Consider the following 18,624-nt stretch of genomic DNA (forward strand, 5'->3'; position numbering starts at 1 on the left):
CGGACGCCGATCGGCCGCTCCCCGGACCCCGATAAGGTGGGAGTGGCGGCCTGCGCATCCCGAACGGATGGCGGCCCCTGACACTCCCGGGGAAAGTGAGCACATGGACCAGCTGGCACTCATTATCGGACTGCTGCTGGCCACGGTGGTGGCCGTCGGCGTGGGGGACCGGCTGAAGCTGCCTTATCCGGTCCTGATGCTGATCCTCGCCGCTTTCCTGACCTTCATTCCAGGATTTCCGGAGCTGGAGATCCCGCCGGAACTCATCCTGCCCATCTTCCTGCCGCCGCTGCTGTTCGCCACCGCACAGCGCAGCTCCTGGGCCGTCTTCCGGGTCCGCTGGCGGACCCTCCTGATGCTCGCTGTGGCCCTGGTGGTCGTCTCCACCGTGGTTGTGGCGGGTGCGGCCTGGCTCATGATTCCCAGCATCGGGATCCCGGCGGCGATCGCCCTTGGCGCCATGGTGGCCCCGCCAGACCCCATAGCTGTGGAATCAGTCGCCGGCCGCGTGCACATGCCCCGCCGCCTCACCACGGTGCTGCAAAGCGAAGGCCTCTTCAATGACGCCGCAGCCATCGTCATCTTCCAGGCCGCGGTGGCTGCCACCGCCTCCGGATCGAAGATCGCTCCCGACGTCGTCCTGCAGTTCGCCCTCGGCGCCGCGCTCGCCGTCGCTGTCGGCATCGGCATGGGCTGGGTCACCCGGGTGATCACCAAGCTGGTGCAAGCGATGGTGGCCCGCAGCGCCGTCACCCTCGTGGTGCCCTTCGCCGCGTACATCCTGGCCGAAGAGGTGCACGCGTCCGGCGTGATCGCCGTCGTCGTCACCGCTCTGGAAATAAAGCGCCACTCCCGCCCCCAGGATGCCGCCGAACGGGTCACCCGCACGGCTTTCTGGGATGTGGTGGAGCTGTTGGTCACCGGCCTGGCATTCGGGCTGGTGGGGCTGGAAGTCCGGCAGGTCATCCGGACCGAAGGCTCGGGCATCTTCGGCATGATCGGTACGGCCGCCGTGGTGTGCGTGCTGGTGTTCGTGGTGCGGTTCCTCTGGCTCGCCATGATGTCCGGGCTGGCCCACGGCCGGAAGGACGTGCTGCGGCCGACGTCGGCCAAGGAGGTCCTGATCCTCACCTGGTGCGGAATGCGGGGACTGGCCACCCTGGCTCTGGCTCTGGCCCTTCCGCTGACCCTGGCCGACGGAACCCCGTTCCCGGCGCGGAGCGAACTTCTGGTGATCGCCTGCGCCGTGTTGATGGCCACTCTGGTCCTGCCCGGGCTCACGCTGCCCTGGCTCATGCGGGTCCTGAAGGCATCCGACGACGGCTCGGAAGAACGCGACGCTGCGCGGGTCCTGGCCCGGCGGGCGCAGCAGGCCGCGGTCGCCGCCCTGAAGGACGACAAGCTGATGAAGGAGTTGCCGCCGGAAAAGGTGGCGCTGGTCAGGGACAAGATGACCCGCCTGCACGCCGAACTGCTCGACGGCAGCCTCCGCAACGAGAGTGTGGATGACAAACGGAAGCGCGGGCGCGGGCTGGCGATCGCCGTGCAGACAATTGCGCTTGATGCCGCACGCAAAGAGGTGGTGGAGGCCCGCAACGAACCGGGCATGGATCCCGAGGTTGCGGACCGGGTCCTGCGCCAGCTGGACCTGCGCACCATGATCATGCCGGAGTAGGACGGATCACGCCCGACCAGGAAGCTCCAGTTCCAGCGCGTTGTGCTCGACGTAGTCCAGCGCATGCCGGATGGCGCCGACTGTGACGATCGAATCGCCCAGCGGCGAGACCGTCACCCGAGGCGGGGTCGCGGTGAAGCGCGGGAGCAGGGTGTTGATGCGGGGGAGCAGAACGCCGGCGGACTCGGCCACGGCGCCGCCGATCACCACCTGCTCGGGGTTGATCAGGCTCGCGATCGAGGCGATCACCCGCGCCATCCGTTCCGAGATCCGCTCCAGGATCTGCAGCGCCGCGGCGTCCCCTGCGGCAGCGTCCTCGAACACCCGCCGCGCGCTGGCCGCACCGCCAGCCCGCCGCGCGTTGCCGGCCGCGGACCACTGCCGGGCCAGGCTGGCGATGCCGTCACTGGAACCCACGCCCTCGACCCGTTCCAGGTAGCCCATCTCGCCGGCGGCTCCGCTGCGGCCGTGCAGCAGCCGGCCGGACTCGATCACCCCGGCGCCCAGCCGTTCGCCGGCCAGCAGCACCACGAGGTCGTCGACGCCGGCACCGGAGCCGCGCCAGCGCTCGCCGAGTGCGGCGAGGTTGGCGTCGTTCTCCAGCAGGACCGTCCAGCCGTGCAGCTCCTTGAAGGCGGAGCGGAGTCCGACGTCGAAGAGGCTCCAGAAGTGCTGGGTCACCAGGACGTTGCCGTCGCGGTCCACCGGGGCTGCGACGCCGGCCCCGGCCGCGAGGACTCTGGCAGGATCTGTCCCCGCTGCCGCCAGCGCCCGCCGGCAGGCCCGATCCACCACCGCGATCCGTTCCGCCGCGGGGAGGTCGACGGCGCGGAAGGCTTCGCTGGAACGGGCTATCACCTTTCCGCGCAGGTCCGCGACGGCGGCCGTGGTGGTCGCTGCGCCGATGTCGACGCCGAGGACGTAGCCGGCCTCGGCGTTAAGCTCAAAGCGCCGGGCCGGCCTGCCCTTCCGCAGGGTGCCGGGGGAGCCGGACGTGTCCAGTTCCCGGATCCAGCCACGGTGGATCAGGTCCTCGCAGACGGCAATCACGGAGGCCCGGGTCAGCCCGGTGCGGGCCATCAGCTCCGTTCCGGTGGCGGCAACCTCGAGCTCCCGGACAACCCGGAGGACCGCCTGGGCGTTCACCCGGCGCAGGAGCTGAGGAGTGGCGGCGGCCTGCGGCATCAAATCTTGACCTTCCCCGGACGCGGGACCCATAATTGTTCAGGCAATATATTTAGCTTGTATCTAAAATACCAGAACCCGGTTCCGAGCTCCGAAGGATTTCCCTTGACCCACACCGCCACGCTGGCAACCTTGTCCGGTTCCGACCTCGCCGCCGATCCCAACTGGTGGCGCCAGGCCTCGGTGTACCAGATCTACCCCCGCAGCTTCTCCGACTCCAACGGTGACGGTCTGGGCGACATCAAGGGCATCACGGCCAAGGTCCCGTACCTCAAGGAGCTCGGGATCGACGCCGTCTGGCTGAGCCCCTTCTATCCCTCCGCCCTGGCGGATGGCGGCTACGACGTCGACGACTACCGCGACGTGGACCCCAAGCTCGGCACCCTCGCCGACTTCGACGAAATGTCCGCCGCGCTGCACGCCGCAGGCATCAAGCTCATCGCGGACATCGTCCCGAACCACTCGTCCGACCGGCACATCTGGTTCAAGGAGGCGCTTGCCTCGCCCAAGGGTTCCGCGGCGCGTGACCGCTACATCTTCCGGGACGGCAAGGGCGAAAACGGCGAGATTGCGCCCTCGGACTGGGAGTCGGTCTTCGGCGGCCCCGCCTGGGAACGCATCACCGAACCCGACGGCACGCCCGGGCAGTGGTACATGCACATCTTCGCCAAGGAGCAGCCGGACCTCAACTGGTCCAACCGGGAGATCCGCGATGATTTCCTCAAGACGCTCCGTTTCTGGTCCGACCGCGGTGTGGACGGCTTCCGCGTCGACGTGGCACACGCCCTGACCAAGGACCTCACGGAGCCGCTGCTGTCCAAGGTGGAGCTCAACCCGGCCGGAACCGGCGCCGACGGCCACCTCGACGGTTCCCACCCATTCTGGGACCGCGACGAGGTCCACGAGATCTACGTGGAGTGGCGTGAGGTCTTCAACGAATACAACCCGCCGCGCACCGCCGTCGCCGAAGCCTGGGTGCACGCCAGCCGCCGGGCACGCTACGCCAGCCCGGAGGGCCTCGGCCAGGCCTTCAACTTCGACCTGCTGCAGGCCGACTTCGACGCCGAAGAATTCCGCGAAATCATCACCCGCAACCTCGCCGAAGCCACGGAGTCCGGTGCCTCATCCACCTGGGTGTTCTCCAACCACGACGTCGTCCGGCACGCCACCCGCTACGGCCTGCCCCAGGGCGGCGGGAAGCATGCCAAGGGACAGGACGGCAAGGGCTGGCTCCTGGCCGGCGCCCCGGCCGACGAGCTCGACGTCGAACTGGGCCTGCGCCGCGCCCGCGCCGCCACCCAGCTGATGCTGGCTCTGCCCGGCTCCGCCTACCTGTACCAGGGCGAGGAGCTGGGACTGCAGGAAGTCGGCGAAATCCCCGACTCCGAGCGCCAGGACCCGACCTTCTTCCGCAACAAGGGCGTCGAGATCGGCCGTGACGGCTGCCGCGTGCCGTTGCCCTGGGAAGCCGACGGCAGCTCCTTCGGCTTCGGCGACGGCGGCGCCCACCTGCCGCAGCCGGCCTGGTTCAGCCGCTACGCCGTCGCCGCGCAGGACGGGGTGACAGGATCCACGCTGGAGTTCTACCGGAAAGCCCTCAAGCTGCGGCGCGAACTGCAGGCCGCCGAAGAACTGGAATGGCTCGACTCCGGCAACGCCGACGTCCTGCACTTCCGCCGCCCCGGAAACTGGCAGACGGTGACGAACTTCGGGACCACGCCGGTGGAACTCCCCGCCGGCGAGGTGCTGCTGAGCAGCTCACCGCTGGACGGGAACCTCCTGCCGGGCAGCACCACCGTCTGGCTGCGGTGAGCCGGACGAGCCCGAGCCCGGAAACCGGCCTTTTGATCCAGGAGCGGGTCCCTGCGCAGGAACTCATCTATGGGTGCATGGGCCTCGGCGGCAGCTGGTCGGCGGAGCCCTACTCCTCCGCGGACGTGGACCAGGCGGCTGCCGCCGTCGACGCCGCCCTCGATGCCGGCATCACGCTGTTCGACCACGCTGACATCTACCGCAACGGCAAGGCGGAGGCGGTCTTCGGCGAGGTGCTGGCCCGGACGCCGGGCCTGCGGGACCGTATCCGGCTGCAGACCAAATGCGGCATCCGGCTGGGCGAGCAGGGCCTGGGGACGTTTTACGACCTGAGCCGGGACGCCATCCTGGAGCGGACCAACGAAAGCCTCGCGCGGCTCCGGACGGACTACGTGGACGTGCTGATGCTGCACCGGCCCGATCCCCTGATGGACCCCGCCGAGGTGGCGTCGGCCGTGGGGCAGCTGATGGCCGAGGGCAAGGTCCGTTCCGTCGGCGTGTCCAACATGTCCGGGCCGCAGATCGACGTGCTGCAGGATCGGCTGGAGGCCCCGGTGGTGGCCAACCAGCTCGAGATGAGCCTGCTGAAGCGCGCCTGGCTGGAGAGCACAGTGCTGGTGAACCATGCCGAGGGCACGGACTACAGCTTCCCGCACGGCACCGTGGAGCATTGCGTCCGGCAGGGCATCACGCTGCAGGCTTACGGTGCCCTAGCCCGCGGCCTCTACACCGGGGCGCCGTCCGGGCAGCCGACGCCGGCCGAGGAAGCCACCACCGCCCTGGTGGCGCAGCTTGCCTCGGAAAAGGGAACGACGGGGGAGTCGATCCTGCTGGGCTGGCTGATGAAGCATCCCGCCGGGATCGCGCCCGTGATCGGAACGGCCAACCCGGAACGCATCCGGGCCTGCGCCGGTGCGGCCGAGGCCGCAGCCGGCATGAGCCGGGCCGAGTGGTACCGGCTCTGGACCACGGCGCGGGGCAGTAACATCCCCTAAAGCTGTGATTTTGGTCTTAATGGTCACCCGGCCGGGCCGGAATACTTAGCGGGATAGTCCCGGGTGCGGATAGCGTAGAGACATGACCTCTACGACCGCAGCCGGGACCATCCGGCCTCAACGCAATGTTCCAGCCGAAATCGCCCGTTCGTGGCTCCTGGTCAACGCCATGAAACCCGAGCTCTTCGACCAGTCCGCCGTCTCCCGCGCGGACGCCATCATCCTTGACATCGAGGATGCCGTGGATCCTTCCCAGAAGGACGCCGCCCGCGGCCACGTGGTGGACTGGCTCACCGGGGGCGGCTCCGCCTGGGTCCGCATCAACGACGCCACCAGCCCCTTCTGGGCCGACGACCTCGCCGGCCTCCGCGGAACCCCCGGCCTGCTGGGCGTCATGCTGGCCAAGACCGAGTCCGCGGACCAGGTCACCGAAAGCTTCCACCGGATGGACGGCAAGACCCCGGTCATCCCGCTGGTCGAATCCGCAGTCGGGATCGAGGAGGCCAACCACATCTCGAAGGCCCAGGGCGCGTTCCGCCTGGCCTTCGGCTCCGGCGATTTCCGCCGCGACACCGGTATGGCCGCCACCCCCGAAGCCATGGCCTACCCGCGTGCCAAGCTCGTCGTCGCCAGCCGAGTGGGCAACCTGCCCGGGCCCATCGACGGTCCTACGGTGGGAACCAGCCACCCCATCCTGCGCGAGCAGACCGGCATCACCGTGACGATGGGCATGACCGGCAAGCTCTGCCTTGCCATCGACCAGACCCCGGTCATCAACGAGGTCATCAGCCCCACGCCGTCCGACGTCGCCTGGGCCACCGACTTCATGGCCGACTTCGAAGCGAACGGCCGCGTCATCCGCGACGGCTCGGACCTGCCCCGCCTGGGCCGCGCAGAGAAGATCATGAAGCTGGCAGTAGCGTTCGGGGTGCAGCCGGCCCTGTAGCCGCCCGCACCAAGCACAAAGACCCCGTGGCCGATATCCGTTATCCGGTCCACGGGGTCTTTTGCGACGTTCAAGGGGCTTCGGGCCGCCCGCGCGCCTAGTGCTGAAAGGCTTCCTTGACCTCCGGCCGCGTCGACTCCTGGATGACCCAGCGGTTCCCGTCGGGGTCACTGAAGTAGGCGAAGGCGACGCCGCCCATGTCCTGGACCTCGCTGATCCCGGCCCCGCGTTCCAGCAGTTCGGCACGCGTGGAGGCCATGTCCGGGACGACGAGCTGAAGCCCTTCCAGGCTGCCCGGGGTCATGCCGGTCATTCCCGTTCCGATCACTATCGACGCGGACGAGCCGGGCGGTGTGAGCTGGACCACCCTGACGCCCGGAATGTATTCCACGTCGTGGTCCAGGGCGAAGCCCAACTGGTCCGTATAGAACGACTTAGCCTTGTCCACGTCGGCGACAGGCACTTGCACAACCTCGAGGCGCATCTCCATGCGCCTCAGGCTACCCCGGATTCCTCCACCGCGGGGCCGGTAGACTGGGTCGGTGCTGAACGAATTCTGGGCCACCGCTTCCACCACCTACAAGGTGCTGGTTTTCAGCGCCATGGGCCTGATTGCCCTGGGCATCATCCTTAACGTGGTGGGCAACACCTCGCAGAACCAGGGCCTCGCCATCGCCTCGCTGCCGATCATCGGCCTGGGGCTGGTCCTGCACATCGCCGGGCTCGTGGTCCGCGGCCAGGCGATCCGGAAAAACCTCAAGCGCTGAGCGCTGCCGCTAGGCTGGATCCATGACTATCAATCCGGACCTGCAGGGCCGCAGCTACCCCGCCGCAGAGGTGTACGACGTCGGCCGGGAGAAAATCCGCGAGTTCGCCCGCGCGGTCAAGGCCACCCACCCCGCCCACTTCGACGTTGATGCGGCAGCCGCACTGGGACACAGTGACCTGGTGGCGCCGCCGACCTTCGCCATCATCATCGCCCAGCGCGCCGACGCCCAGCTGATTGAGGATCCGGACTCAGGCATCGACTTCTCCCGGGTGGTCCACGCGGACCAGCGTTTCATCCACCACCGGCCGATTGTCGCCGGTGACCGGCTCGTCACAGAACTGCATGTCGACGGCGTCCGCGCCATGGGCGGCGGCGCCATGATCACCACCCGCTCGGAAATCTTCGGGCTCAGTCCGGACGGGGCCGGCGAGGACTCGCGCGAGCCCGTTGCCACCGCCACCTCATCCATCCTGGTCCGCGGAGAGGGACAGTAACCATGACAACCACCCCCACCCTCGCCGGCCTGACCGTCGGCCAGGACATCGGCAGCCGGACCGTCGAGGTCACCCGGACGGACCTGGTGAAGTACGCCGGCGCGTCCGGCGATTTCAACCCCATCCACTGGAACGAGGCCTTCGCCACCGGCGTCGGACTGCCCGGAGTGATTGCGCACGGCATGTTCACCATGGGCTCCGTGGTCCAGCTGGTCACCGACTGGGCCGGGGACCCGGGCGCTGTCATCGACTTCCAGACCCGGTTCACCAAGCCCGTACCCGTGGCCGACACGACCGGGGTGCCCGAACCAGGCGCCGTGATCGAGGTCAGTGGCGCCATTGGAGCCCTCGACGCCGATGCCGGGACCGCACGGGTGGACCTGACCGTCGTTTCGGCCGGCCAGAAAGTCCTGATGAAGGCCCAGGCCGTCGTCAGGCTGGACTGAGCCTATGGTGCGGCGTTGAGTGACCGCGCCGTCACGGCGACGGATGTGAGCCTCTGGCGCAACGCCGTCGTCGTTTCCTATGCGATGAGCGGCGTTGCATTCGCCACCTGGGTCTCCCGGCTGCCGGCCATCCGGAACGGCCTCAACCTCACGCCCGGAACCGTAGGCCTGCTGCTGCTGTGCCTGACGGCCGGTTCGTTCATCTCGGTGTCGGCTTCGGGGCTGATCGTGTTGCGCTTCGGTTCCAAGCTGACCATCCGGACCGGCAGCATTGTGGTCGGCTGCGGGCTCGTCCTGGCCGGCTTCGGAACGTCCGTCCTGGGCAACCCCCTGGCCGCCGCCGCCGGCCTGGCGGTGATCGGCCTCGGCACCGCGAGCTGGAACACGGCCTCGAACGTGGAGGGCGCCGCCGTCGAAAGGGCGCTGGGCCGCCACATCATGCCGCGCCTGCACGGGGCGTTCAGCCTGGGCACCGTGGCGGGTGCCGGAATGGGTGCGTGGGCTGCGGGCGCCGGGACGCCGGTGTTCTGGCACTTTGCTGCTGTTGGGGTGCTGGTGGCCGGTTCGGTGGCTACCGCCGCGGCGTGGTTCCGCGCGGACACGACGCCGGTGGAGGCCGGAGAAAGCTTCCGGCCAGCCAAACGGGACACCTTCGAGGATCCGTCCACGGGACCGCTGCCGGTCATCGGCCAGGCAAGAGGCCAGGCCGGCGGCCAGCCCAAGGAGCCGTTGGACAGCAAGCGGCAGGTCGCGCAGGCATGGCGGGAGGGCCGGACCCTGCTGCTGGGCGTCCTGGTGCTGGGGCTGGCCCTGGCCGAGGGTGCGGCGGGGGACTGGGTGGCCCTGGCACTCGCTGACGGCCACGGCCAGTCCGATGCCGCCGGCGCCGCAGGGTATGGATTATTCGTCACGTTCATGACGGTGGGACGCTTTGCCGGCACGCTTGCCCTTGACCGCTTCGGCAGGGTGCCCGTGATGCGCTGGTGCGCCGCGATGGCCGTTCTGGGCCTGGGTCTGTTCGTTTTCGCCCCGGTTCCGTGGCTGGCCTACGTAGCGCTGGCCATCTGGGGCCTGGGCGCGTCGTTGGGCTTCCCCGTGGGCATGTCCGCCGCAGCAGACGATGCCGCCAAGGCCGCCGCCCGGGTCTCCGTGGTGTCCACAATCGGCTACGGCGCCTTCCTTTGCGGGCCTCCGCTGCTGGGCCTGCTGGCCGAACACGTCGGCATCCTGCACTCGCTTCTGGCCGTGATGGCAATGCTGCTGGTGAGTTTCCTGCTCTCACCCGTGGCCCGGAAGCTTCGCTAGGCCCTTTGCGCACTCCGCTTACGGCCAGCGCCAAGATCCCCGCTAGGCTTGTCAGGTGACCCAGACACTGCTTTCAGCCCTGACCACGGCCGCCGTCGGAGGCCCCGCCGGCAGCTTCATTGAGGCCCGCACCGAGGCCGAAATCATCGACGCCGTCCGCGCGGCCGACGCCGCCGGCGAGCCGCTGCTGATCATCGGCGGCGGCTCCAACCTGCTGGTATCCGACGCCGGGTTCCCCGGCACGGTTCTCAAGATCGCCTCCGAGGGGTTCACCGTCAATGCCGAGGATTCGTGCGGAGGCGTCGCCCTCGTGGTCCAGGCCGGACACAACTGGGACGCCTTGGTGCAACACGCCGTGCTGCACGCCTGGTCCGGCATCGAGGCGCTCTCCGGCATCCCCGGTGCCACTGGTGCCACCCCGGTGCAGAATGTCGGCGCCTACGGCTCGGACGTCTCCCAGACCATCGCCGCTGTCCGCACCTGGGATCGGGAACGCAACGCCGTCAAGACCTTCACCAACTCCGAACTGAAGTTTGGCTACCGGGACTCAATCCTGAAGCAGACCACCGTCAGCGGCTCACCGCGCTACGTGGTCCTCACGGTCGAGTTCCAGCTTCCCCTGGGCCGGATGAGCGCGCCCATCCGTTATGCCGAGCTGGCCAAGGCCCTCGGAGTCGAGCCCGGCAGCAGGGCGTACTCAAACGATGTACGGCGCGAGGTGCTGCGGCTCCGGGCCTCCAAAGGCATGGTCTGGGACGCCGCCGACCGGGACACGTACTCCACCGGCTCGTTCTTCACCAATCCGGTCGTGTCCGCCGACGCGGCGGGGGCCCTCCCCGAGGACGCCCCGCGCTACCCGGGCGGGCAGGACGGGCTGACCAAGCTCTCGGCGGCCTGGCTGATCGACCGGGCAGGCTATGCCAAGGGCTTCGGCCTCGAGCAAAACGGCCCATCGGGCGGCCGCGCCTCGCTCTCCACCAAACACACCCTCGCCATCACCAACCGGGGCGGCGCGCGGACCGAGGACATGCTGGCAATTGCCCGCGAGGTCAGGCGCGGCGTCGTCGAGCGCTTCGGCATCGAGCTGCACCCGGAGCCCTTGCTGATCGGCGTCGAGCTCTAAAAGCCCTGGGGCTCAGCCTTTGCGGCCGCCCGCGGAAACCTTGCTGAACAGCAGGAACGTGAAACCGGACGCCGCGGCGCCCAGCAGGAAGACCTGGCAGAAGGCGACGGACTGGGCGCTCGGGCCGCTCTGGAGCACCAGGCCGGCGCAGGCAAAGGCGACGGCACCCACGAGAAGGACCATGGAGCCCTGCAGGAGGCTCCGCACCGTGGCGGGAAGCTCCGCCCCGGATTCCGGGCGTGGCCCCGCGTCCCCCTGCTGGGCTGTGGAGCCGGCGCCGGCGCCGGCGCGCGGCTGCAGCGCTGCCGCCGGCACGAACGCGGTCACGGTGACAGCCATGCACGCTGCGGCGACCAGCTGCATGGTGCTCATCTCGGGCGAGAGGCGCGTTCCGCTGGCAATCGCGACCGCCAGTCCGGCAGCCATTCCGGCCGCGCTGGACGCCCAGCCCAGCAGGGCGAGCCTCCGGCACAGGGGCCGCAACTGCGGCCACATCTCACTCATGGTCATGCATCAAGGGTAGATAATCCTGCTGGAAGGCGGCTGGGAGCGGCGCGGACATAGCCGGCAGCGGCGTAGACCGGCGCTGTAGCCCTAGCATAAGTCCATGACAGCAGCGGTCTCCACCCGGCTCAGCCGAGGCATCCTGGGACGGCTCCGGCTGGCCTCGCAGTCACTCACGGGCCAGGGCCACGGAAGCGTCGCCGGGGCAGTCCGCTGGATGACGGCGATGCAGGCGCAGGATATGCAGGCCGCCCTCTGGGCGGTGGGGCAGCGCGTGCCCGGGTCGCATGCGGGCGATGTGCGGGGCGCTCTGGACCGGGGTGAAATCGTCCGCTCCTGGCCGATGCGGGGGACGCTGCACCTGTTGGCGCCCGAGGACCTGAAATGGGTCCTGGACATCACCGCCGACCGCCTGATCAGGGGCATGGCGGGGCGCCACCGGGAGCTCGGGATCTCAGCGCGGGACGTCGGCGCTGCTGCTGACGCCGGGCTGCAACTGGTCTCCGGCGGGAGAGCGGCCAGCCGGGCGGAGCTGTTCGAGGCCTTCGAGCGGGCCGGCCAGCCCACCGCCGGCCAGCGCGGCATCCACCTGCTGGGAATCCTGTGCCAGCGAGGCCTGCTGGTCCAGGGGCCGGTAGCCGGCAACCAGCAGCTGGTGGTCGCCTTCGCCGACTGGATCACGGCGTCGCGGAACCTGGACCGCGGGGAGGGGATCGCGGAGTGGCTGCTGCGGTACCTGCGCAGCCACGGCCCCGCCACGGAGCGTGACTTTTCCTGGTGGGCCGCCATTCCCCTCACCGAGGTCCGGGCGGCACTGGCTGAGGTCAAGGGCCAGCTGGTGGCATTGGAGTTTGAAGGGACCAGCTACTGGCTCTCTCCAGAAACTGCAGCACTGCTCGACGTCGGAAGCGTCCCGGGTGCACGATCCGTGCTCGCACTGCCCGGTTTTGACGAGTTCCTGCTGGGTTACACGGACCGTTCCCTGGTGTTGCCGCCGGAGCACGCGAACAAGATCGTCCCGGGCGGCAACGGGGTTTTTCGAAAGACGCTCGTCGCCGGGGGCCAGGTGGTCGGGACCTGGAGGGGACCGGCGGCCGGCCGCAGCGCCGCCGTCGTTCCCCAGCCGTTCGACACCGTTAACGGACTGCGGCCTGCCGCCCAAAGATCCTTTGGGCGGCAGGCCGCGAAATACCTGGAGTTTCTCCGGGCGTGACGCCTAGAGCGTTCCGGTGGCGATGTTGAGCATGCGGCGCAGCGGTTCGGCGGCGCCCCACAGCAGCTGGTCACCGACGGTGAACGCGCTGATGTACTGCGGACCCATTTCAAGCTTGCGGATCCTGCCGACCGGGATGTCGAGGGTGCCTGAGGCAGCTACGGGAGTCAGGTCCGCCATGGACGCTTCCTTGGTGTTGGGAACCACCTTGGCCCACTCGTTGTCCGCGTCCAGCAGCTTCTCGATCTCGGCGACGGAGAGGTCCTCGCGGAGCTTGAGCGTGAGCGCCTGGGAGTGGGAGCGCATGGCACCGATCCGGATGCAGAGGCCGTCCATGATGATGCGGTTTTCCTCGGAGGTGCCCAGGATCTTGTTGGTCTCGACCCCGGCCTTCCACTCTTCCTTGGACTGGCCATTGCCCAGGTCCGCGTCGATCCAGGGGATCAGGGAGCCGGCCAGCGGTACGCCGAACTGGGTGGCGTCGATGTCGGTGCGCTGGTGGGCGAGGACCTTGCGGTCAATGTCGAGGATGGCGGACGCCGGATCTTCCAGTTCGGTGCTGACCTCGGCGTTGAGCGTGCCGAACTGGCTCAGCAGTTCGCGCATGTGCCGGGCGCCGCCGCCGGAGGCCGCTTGGTAGGTCATCGAGGTGCCCCACTCGACGAGGCCGTTCTTGAACAGGCCGCCGAGGCCCATGAGCATGCAGGAAACCGTGCAGTTGCCGCCGATGAAGTCCTTGGTGCCGTTGACCAGGCCCTTGTCGATGACGTCGCGGTTGATCGGGTCCAGCACGATGATGGAGTCGTCGTTCATCCGCAGGGTGGAGGCGGCGTCGATCCAGAGGCCGTCCCAGCCGCGGCCGCGGAGTTCGCCGTGGACCTTCTTGGTGTAGTCGCCGCCCTGGGCGGTGACGATGATCGGCAGCTTCGCCAGGGTGTCGACGTCGAACGCGTTCTCGAGCTTGCCCACGCCCTCGGCAAACGTGGGGGCGGCACCTCCCGCGTTGGAGGTCGAGAAGAACACCGGGTTGATGTTGGCGAAGTCGCCCTCGTCCTGCATGCGCTGCATGAGGACGGAACCGACCATGCCGCGCCATCCGACCAGGCCGACGGAAGGGGTAGCTGCTGTAGTCATTGGTCCAGTTTAGTCGCCGGAGGAAGCAGGGCGCAGTCGGTTACGTCACCCAGGGCCGTCAGGGCCGTCGGGGCCGTGCGGCGGGGGCTAGTTGCGGTTCTGCTCCGGCAGCAGGGCGTGCTTGCGCTTCCTGAGGGCATAGACCGCCCCGAAAGCAAAGAACTGCGTGACCACGACGAGCACGATCGCGCCGACGATCTTGTTGCCGCCCAGGATCATGGTCAGTCCAACGATGGCGGAGAGCAGGGCCAGCAGCGGCAGGAGCATGTAGCCGAGGACGAACAGGGTTTCTGGTTTCTTCAGCATTTTTCAGGCCTCCGTCCGGCGCCAAAGGGTGATCCGATAGCGGGTGCCGTTCTCTGCCGTAAGCCAGCCGTCGGCGGGCAGGGATGCGGCGGCGGTCCAGTCATAGCCGAGATCGGGCGCGAACGTGTCGCCCTCCGCCGTGGTGTCGATGGTGGTGATGACGGCGACGTCGGCAAGGTCCAAGGACTGCGCGAACGTCTCCCCGCCGCCGATGATCCAGACCATCTCATGGCCCGGGGCGAACTGGGATTCCAGCAGGGCGTCGTCGAGGGATTTGACGGCGACCGCGCCGCCGGCCTGGGGCGTGCCGCCCCAGCCTTCCTGCCGGGTGATGACGAGATTGGTCCGGCCAGGCAGCGGGCGGAACTTGTCCGGGAAGGAGTCCCACGTCTTGCGACCCATGATCACCGGGTGGCCGCTGGTCAGCCGGCTGAAGTGCTTCAGGTCCTCGGGCAGGTGCCAGGGCATGCCGCCGTCCTTGCCGATGGCCCCGGTGCTGCTCTGGGCCCACACCAGCCCGAGGCCGGTGAGGGTGCCCCGGAGCTGTTCGGTGAAGTTGACTGCTTCGGTGGGCTTGCTGGTCTCGTTGCTCATACGGCGATCGGGGCCTTAATCGTGGGGTGGTGCTGGTAGCCGACCACTTCGAAGTCATCGAGCGTGTAATCGAAGATGGACTCCGGCTTGCGGGTGATCTTGAGTTGCGGGTACTCGTAGGGCTCCCGGGCCAGCTGCTTGAGGACCTGGTCCATGTGGTTGTCGTAGATGTGGACGTCGCCGCCCGTCCAGACGAATTCGCCGGGTTCCAGTCCGGTCTGCTGGGCGATCATGCAGGTCAGCAGGGCGTAGGACGCGATATTGAAGGGGACGCCGAGAAAGGTGTCCGCCGAGCGCTGGTACAGCTGGCAGGAAAGCTTTCCGTCCGCGACGTAAAACTGGAAGAAGGCATGGCACGGCGGCAGCGCCATGTCCTTGAGCTCCGAGACGTTCCAGGCCGAGACGATGTGGCGGCGCGAGTCCGGGTTGGCCTTGAGGTTCTCGACAAGTTCAGCGATCTGGTCGATATGACCGCCGTCAGGAGTGGGCCACGAGCGCCACTGGACGCCGTAGACCGGGCCCAGCTCGCCGTCGGCGTCGGCCCATTCATTCCAGATGGTGACGCCCTGGTCCTGCATCCATTTCACGTTGGTGTCCCCGCGCAGGAACCAGAGCAGTTCCACGGCCACGGACTTGAAATGCACGCGTTTGGTGGTGATCAGGGGGAAGCTCTTGCCCAGGTCGAAGCGCAGCTGACGGCCGAACACGCTGAGCGTGCCCGTCCCGGTGCGGTCCGATTTGTGCGTGCCGTGTTCCAGGACATCGCGCAGCAGGTCTTCATAAGGCGTTGGAATGCTCACCGTCCCAGTCTACTGACTGGCCGCTAGGCCCTCCACGCGGGGCCTGGGGTGCTTCAGTCATCGAACGGCTTGAACCGTTCCACGGCGACCACCTTGCTTTTGCTGCCGTGCGCCACATGGCACACGACGATCTCGCCCGGAGCCAGGAAGGGATCCGCCGAGGGCAGCTTGGTCTTCATCCGCGGGCTCATGTGTTTCTCGAGCTGTTTGAAGATGGTCGGCAGCGCCGGGCGGTGCGTGCACAGCGCCACAGCGCGCTCCTTGTCGAACAGGCCGTCCACGACGGCGGCCGTCTTGTGCGGGCTGCGGCCGTGCCGGTGCTCCGTGAGGGCCTCATTCAGCTTCACCTTGGCATCCGAGGCCTTGGCGTAGGGGGCGATCGTGGCCACGCACCGCAGCCAGGGGCTTGAGACGATCCGTGCCGGCTTCCACGCCTGCAATAGCCGCCCCACAGCCTGGGCCTGCCGCATCCCCGTCGCGGCCAACGGGCGGTCGCCCTCGGCCTTGCTCCACGAGGAACGGGGTTTGGCCTTCGCATGGCGCACAACCAGCAACGGCCACGTGCTGAGCTCGCCGCGGTCATGGGCGGCCACCAGATGCTCAAGCGGCCCGACGTCGCTGGGGTTGCTCAGCAGGCGGGCAGCCTTCTCGGGGGAACACCACATCACGCTGTCCACTTCCTTGCCGTCCGGCACGAGGCGGGCACCGTCGACGTCGACGGCCCAGTAGTGGACCACCTTCAAGCCTGCGGAAACGTGGTAGTGGATGGGAGGCAGCGGAATCCCCAGCGCGGCGTTGAGCCCGATCTCCTCCCGCACCTCCCGGGTGGCGCACTCCGGCACCGTCTCGCCCTTATCGATCTTGCCTTTTGGCCAGGACCAGTCGTCGTACCGCGGACGGTGGATCAGCAGGACTTCGAGCTCGTCCTTGTTATCCGCATTAAGCCGCCAGGGGATGGCTCCGGCAGCAGTGACCGCAATCGCTTCGCCGGGGTGGTCCGTCTGGTCCGCAACCAGTGCATCGCTACTCAACGCCCAAGCCCCTACCGCAGGCCGGCCGAACGCTGCCGCGACCGGGACGCGAGCAGCCAGGACTGCACGTCTTCCAGGCGGTGGCCGTCCTCGGTGACATGGTGGCGCTTCCACTCGCCGGAGCTGTCCAGGTGCCAGCTCGCCGTCTCCGGGTCCATGTAGCGACGGAGCATGTCCAGGACGTAGCTCGTGTCGTCCCCGCTGTTGAGCTGCACGAGGGCCTCCACCCGGCGGTCCAGGTTGCGGTGCATCATGTCGGCGGAGCCGATGTAGACCACGGGATCGCCGGCATTGGCGAAGGCGAAGACGCGCGAGTGTTCAAGGAAGCGGCCCAGGATGGAGCGGACCGTGATGTTCTCGCTGAGGCCCGGAACGCCCGGGCGCAGGGAGCAGATGCCGCGGACAATGACGTCCACGGGCACGCCCGCCTGGGAGGCCCGGTACAGGGAATCGATGACGGCCTCGTCCACCATCGAGTTGACCTTGATCTGCACCCGGGCCGGAAGGCCTGCGCGGGCGTTGCGGATTTCGGTTTCAATCCGGTCGATGAGCCCGGAGCGCACGGAACGCGGGGCCACCAGCAGCCGCTTGAAGGTGGACTTGGGCGCGTAGCCGGAAAGCTGGTTGAAGAGCTTGGAGAGGTCCTCGCCCACCTGCTCGTTGGCCGTCAGCAGGCCCAGGTCCTCGTAGTAGCGTGCTGTGCGCGGGTGGTAATTTCCGGTGCCGATGTGGCAGTAGCGGCGCAGGCCGTCCACTTCCTGGCGCACCACGAGGGACAGTTTGCAGTGCGTCTTGAGTCCCACGATGCCGTAAACCACGTGGACACCGGCCTGTTCCAGCTTCCTGGCCCAGGAGATGTTGGCCTGTTCGTCGAAACGGGCCTTGATTTCCACCAGGGCCAGCACCTGCTTGCCGGCTTCGGCGGCGTCGATCAGGGCATCGACGATCGGGGAGTCGCCGGAGGTGCGGTACAGGGTTTGCTTGATGGCCTGGACCTTCGGGTCCGATGCCGCCTGTTCCAGGAACGCCTGCACGGACGTGGAGAAGGAATCGTACGGGTGGTGCAGGAGGATGTCCCGCCGGCGCATCGCCGCAAAGACATTGGCCGCCTTCGAGGTCTCCGATTCGTTGAGGTACCGGGACGTGTGCGCGACATGCTTCGGGTAGTGCAGGTCCGCGCGGTCGATTCCGGCGATGACGGAGAGGCCGCGGAGGTCCAGCGGGGCCGGAACGGAATAGACCTCGGATTCCTCGACGCCGAGTTCGCGGATCAGCAGGGCCCGGATGTTCGGGTTGATGTCGGTGGTGACCTCGAGCCGGACCGGCGGGCCGAAACGGCGGCGCAGGAGTTCCTTCTCCAGCGCCTGCAGGAGGTTCTCGGCGTCGTCCTCTTCCACTTCGACGTCCTCGTTGCGGGTGACCCTAAACGTGTGGTGCTCCAGCACCTCCATGCCTGCGAAGAGCTGGTCCAGGTGGACGGCAATGACTTCCTCGAGGGCGATGAAGCGCGCCACCCGGCCGGGAACGGAACCGGCCCGGGGACCATCGATCGAGATCAGCCGGGGCAGCTGGTCCGGGACCTTGACGCGGGCGAAGAGCTCTTTGTCGCTGACCGGGTTGCGGACCACCACGGCGAGGTTGAGTGAAAGCCCGGAGATGTAGGGGAACGGGTGGGCGGGGTCCACGGCCAGCGGCGTCAGGATCGGGAAGACCTTCTCGGCAAACATGGCGCTGAGCTGGTCCTGGGCCTGGGAGTCCAGCTCGTCCCAGTGCATGAGGTGGATATGTTCGTAGGCGAGGGCGGGCCGGATCTGGTCCGCGTAGACCTGCGCGTGGCGCTGCTGCAGCCGGTGCGCGGCCTCACCGATCTGTTCCAGGACCTGCATGGGGCTCAGTCCGGCGGGGGAGGGCACGGCCAGCCCGGTGGCGATGCGCCGTTTGAGCCCGGCGACGCGCACCATGAAGAACTCGTCCAGATTCGACGCGAAGATGGACAGGAAACCGACCCGCTCCAGCAGGTACAGATTGGGGTCTTCGGCAAGTTCCAGGACGCGGGCGTTGAAGGCAAGCCAGCTCAGTTCGCGGTCCAGGAAGCGGTCCGGACTGATGTCCCCGTCCGGTTCCAGGTTGGGAGCGAATTCGGGGATGTCGATCCGGTCCTGGGTGGCGCGGGAGGCCGGCACTTCGGAGGAGCCGAAACGGGCACGCAGGGGACGCACACTTTTTTCCGACTTAGCGGCTTCAGACGTGGCGGTCCGGGCTGATTCCCGTTGCATGGTCTCTCCTAATGCT

Annotated in this window: 19 protein-coding genes; 10 read left to right on the forward strand and 9 right to left on the reverse strand. The window is 68.1% G+C overall.

Annotation, left to right across the window (positions count from 1 at the left end; genetic code table 11):
* The first annotated feature begins 103 nt into the window (after positions 1-103).
* Positions 104-1,675 carry a Na+/H+ antiporter gene (locus QFZ65_RS05760; RefSeq protein WP_306908881.1) on the forward strand — a complete coding sequence of 524 codons (1,572 nt, stop codon included), beginning with the start codon at positions 104-106 and terminating at the stop codon, positions 1,673-1,675.
* 6 nt (positions 1,676-1,681) lie between these two features.
* Here QFZ65_RS05760 and QFZ65_RS05765 read toward each other — a convergent pair whose 3' ends face one another.
* Positions 1,682-2,860 (reverse strand): ROK family protein, encoded by a 1,179-nt coding sequence (locus QFZ65_RS05765; RefSeq protein ID WP_306908884.1) that lies wholly within the window; start codon positions 2,858-2,860, stop codon positions 1,682-1,684.
* 105 nt (positions 2,861-2,965) lie between these two features.
* Here QFZ65_RS05765 and QFZ65_RS05770 point away from each other — a divergent pair, with 105 nt between their 5' ends.
* The 3 genes from QFZ65_RS05770 to QFZ65_RS05780 all read left to right on the forward strand — a co-directional run bounded on the left by QFZ65_RS05770 (position 2,966) and on the right by QFZ65_RS05780 (position 6,613).
* Complete coding sequence (locus tag QFZ65_RS05770; RefSeq protein ID WP_306908886.1) at positions 2,966-4,672, forward strand: glycoside hydrolase family 13 protein; 1,707 nt, start codon at positions 2,966-2,968, stop codon at positions 4,670-4,672.
* A 35-nt stretch (positions 4,673-4,707) separates the two neighbouring features.
* The gene (locus QFZ65_RS05775; RefSeq protein ID WP_306912508.1) at positions 4,708-5,667 is read left to right on the forward strand and encodes an aldo/keto reductase family oxidoreductase; all 960 of its coding nucleotides are present in this window, start codon (positions 4,708-4,710) and stop codon (positions 5,665-5,667) included.
* An 82-nt stretch (positions 5,668-5,749) separates the two neighbouring features.
* A complete protein-coding gene (locus QFZ65_RS05780) occupies positions 5,750-6,613 on the forward strand; it encodes a CoA ester lyase (protein ID WP_306908888.1) in 864 nt (287 codons plus the stop codon).
* Positions 6,614-6,710: 97 nt separating this feature from the next.
* On the opposite strand, the gene QFZ65_RS05785 is transcribed toward QFZ65_RS05780, so the two are convergent.
* Entirely contained in the window at positions 6,711-7,103 is a 393-nt protein-coding gene (locus QFZ65_RS05785; protein WP_306908891.1) for a VOC family protein, read from the reverse strand.
* Between the two features lie 52 nt (positions 7,104-7,155).
* On the opposite strand from QFZ65_RS05785, the gene QFZ65_RS05790 reads away from it, so the two are divergent.
* The 5 genes from QFZ65_RS05790 (at position 7,156) to QFZ65_RS05810 (ending at position 10,750) form a co-directional block, all read left to right on the forward strand.
* On the forward strand, positions 7,156-7,380 hold the full coding sequence (locus QFZ65_RS05790) for a DUF3188 domain-containing protein (protein WP_306908893.1): 225 nt from the start codon (positions 7,156-7,158) through the stop codon (positions 7,378-7,380).
* Positions 7,381-7,402: 22 nt separating this feature from the next.
* Entirely contained in the window at positions 7,403-7,876 is a 474-nt protein-coding gene (locus QFZ65_RS05795; RefSeq protein WP_306908894.1) for a MaoC family dehydratase N-terminal domain-containing protein, read from the forward strand.
* A gap of 2 nt (positions 7,877-7,878) precedes the next feature.
* Positions 7,879-8,322 (forward strand): MaoC family dehydratase, encoded by a 444-nt coding sequence (locus tag QFZ65_RS05800; RefSeq protein ID WP_306908897.1) that lies wholly within the window; start codon positions 7,879-7,881, stop codon positions 8,320-8,322.
* A gap of 84 nt (positions 8,323-8,406) precedes the next feature.
* Positions 8,407-9,627 (forward strand): MFS transporter, encoded by a 1,221-nt coding sequence (locus QFZ65_RS05805; protein ID WP_306912509.1) that lies wholly within the window; start codon positions 8,407-8,409, stop codon positions 9,625-9,627.
* Positions 9,628-9,682: 55 nt separating this feature from the next.
* Positions 9,683-10,750, forward strand: a complete 1,068-nt coding sequence (locus QFZ65_RS05810; protein WP_306908899.1) for a UDP-N-acetylmuramate dehydrogenase — start codon at positions 9,683-9,685, stop codon at positions 10,748-10,750.
* A 12-nt stretch (positions 10,751-10,762) separates the two neighbouring features.
* Here QFZ65_RS05810 and QFZ65_RS05815 read toward each other — a convergent pair whose 3' ends face one another.
* Complete coding sequence (locus tag QFZ65_RS05815) at positions 10,763-11,260, reverse strand: hypothetical protein (RefSeq protein ID WP_306908901.1); 498 nt, start codon at positions 11,258-11,260, stop codon at positions 10,763-10,765.
* A 97-nt stretch (positions 11,261-11,357) separates the two neighbouring features.
* On the opposite strand from QFZ65_RS05815, the gene QFZ65_RS05820 reads away from it, so the two are divergent.
* Positions 11,358-12,467, forward strand: a complete 1,110-nt coding sequence (locus QFZ65_RS05820; RefSeq protein ID WP_306908903.1) for a winged helix DNA-binding domain-containing protein — start codon at positions 11,358-11,360, stop codon at positions 12,465-12,467.
* 3 nt (positions 12,468-12,470) lie between these two features.
* Here QFZ65_RS05820 and asd read toward each other — a convergent pair whose 3' ends face one another.
* From asd to QFZ65_RS05850, 6 genes are all read right to left on the reverse strand, one after another.
* Positions 12,471-13,601 carry an aspartate-semialdehyde dehydrogenase gene (gene asd, locus QFZ65_RS05825; protein WP_306908905.1) on the reverse strand — a complete coding sequence of 377 codons (1,131 nt, stop codon included), beginning with the start codon at positions 13,599-13,601 and terminating at the stop codon, positions 12,471-12,473.
* Between the two features lie 87 nt (positions 13,602-13,688).
* Positions 13,689-13,907, reverse strand: coding sequence for an NF038396 family protein (locus tag QFZ65_RS05830; RefSeq protein WP_306908907.1), 219 nt, complete (start codon positions 13,905-13,907; stop codon positions 13,689-13,691).
* Between the two features lie 3 nt (positions 13,908-13,910).
* The gene (locus tag QFZ65_RS05835; RefSeq protein WP_306908908.1) at positions 13,911-14,501 is read right to left on the reverse strand and encodes a dihydrofolate reductase; all 591 of its coding nucleotides are present in this window, start codon (positions 14,499-14,501) and stop codon (positions 13,911-13,913) included.
* Positions 14,498-15,301, reverse strand: a complete 804-nt coding sequence (locus QFZ65_RS05840; RefSeq protein WP_306908910.1) for a thymidylate synthase — start codon at positions 15,299-15,301, stop codon at positions 14,498-14,500. Before QFZ65_RS05840 ends, QFZ65_RS05835 begins: the two co-directional genes overlap by 4 nt.
* Before the next feature lie 53 nt (positions 15,302-15,354).
* Positions 15,355-16,332 (reverse strand): NUDIX hydrolase, encoded by a 978-nt coding sequence (locus QFZ65_RS05845; RefSeq protein ID WP_306908912.1) that lies wholly within the window; start codon positions 16,330-16,332, stop codon positions 15,355-15,357.
* A gap of 11 nt (positions 16,333-16,343) precedes the next feature.
* The gene (locus QFZ65_RS05850; protein ID WP_306908914.1) at positions 16,344-18,608 is read right to left on the reverse strand and encodes an RNA degradosome polyphosphate kinase; all 2,265 of its coding nucleotides are present in this window, start codon (positions 18,606-18,608) and stop codon (positions 16,344-16,346) included.
* Between the last annotated feature and the right edge of the window lie 16 nt (positions 18,609-18,624).

Origin of the sequence: Arthrobacter sp. B3I9, assembly GCF_030816935.1 — a bacterium.
Classification (GTDB): domain Bacteria; phylum Actinomycetota; class Actinomycetes; order Actinomycetales; family Micrococcaceae; genus Arthrobacter.

Bases quoted from the DNA above. Each gene is read 5' to 3' on its own strand.
- QFZ65_RS05760 (WP_306908881.1), top strand. From the start codon at position 104: ATGGACCAGCTGGCACTCATTATCGGACTGCTGCTGGCCACGGTGGTG.
- QFZ65_RS05765 (WP_306908884.1), bottom strand. From the start codon at position 2,860: ATGCCGCAGGCCGCCGCCACTCCTCAGCTCCTGCGCCGGGTGAACGCC.
- QFZ65_RS05780 (WP_306908888.1), top strand. From the start codon at position 5,750: ATGACCTCTACGACCGCAGCCGGGACCATCCGGCCTCAACGCAATGTT.
- QFZ65_RS05785 (WP_306908891.1), bottom strand. From the start codon at position 7,103: ATGGAGATGCGCCTCGAGGTTGTGCAAGTGCCTGTCGCCGACGTGGAC.
- QFZ65_RS05795 (WP_306908894.1), top strand. From the start codon at position 7,403: ATGACTATCAATCCGGACCTGCAGGGCCGCAGCTACCCCGCCGCAGAG.
- QFZ65_RS05800 (WP_306908897.1), top strand. From the start codon at position 7,879: ATGACAACCACCCCCACCCTCGCCGGCCTGACCGTCGGCCAGGACATC.
- QFZ65_RS05805 (WP_306912509.1), top strand. From the start codon at position 8,407: ATGAGCGGCGTTGCATTCGCCACCTGGGTCTCCCGGCTGCCGGCCATC.
- QFZ65_RS05815 (WP_306908901.1), bottom strand. From the start codon at position 11,260: ATGACCATGAGTGAGATGTGGCCGCAGTTGCGGCCCCTGTGCCGGAGG.
- QFZ65_RS05820 (WP_306908903.1), top strand. From the start codon at position 11,358: ATGACAGCAGCGGTCTCCACCCGGCTCAGCCGAGGCATCCTGGGACGG.
- asd (WP_306908905.1), bottom strand. From the start codon at position 13,601: ATGACTACAGCAGCTACCCCTTCCGTCGGCCTGGTCGGATGGCGCGGC.
- QFZ65_RS05830 (WP_306908907.1), bottom strand. From the start codon at position 13,907: ATGCTGAAGAAACCAGAAACCCTGTTCGTCCTCGGCTACATGCTCCTG.
- QFZ65_RS05835 (WP_306908908.1), bottom strand. From the start codon at position 14,501: ATGAGCAACGAGACCAGCAAGCCCACCGAAGCAGTCAACTTCACCGAA.
- QFZ65_RS05850 (WP_306908914.1), bottom strand. From the start codon at position 18,608: ATGCAACGGGAATCAGCCCGGACCGCCACGTCTGAAGCCGCTAAGTCG.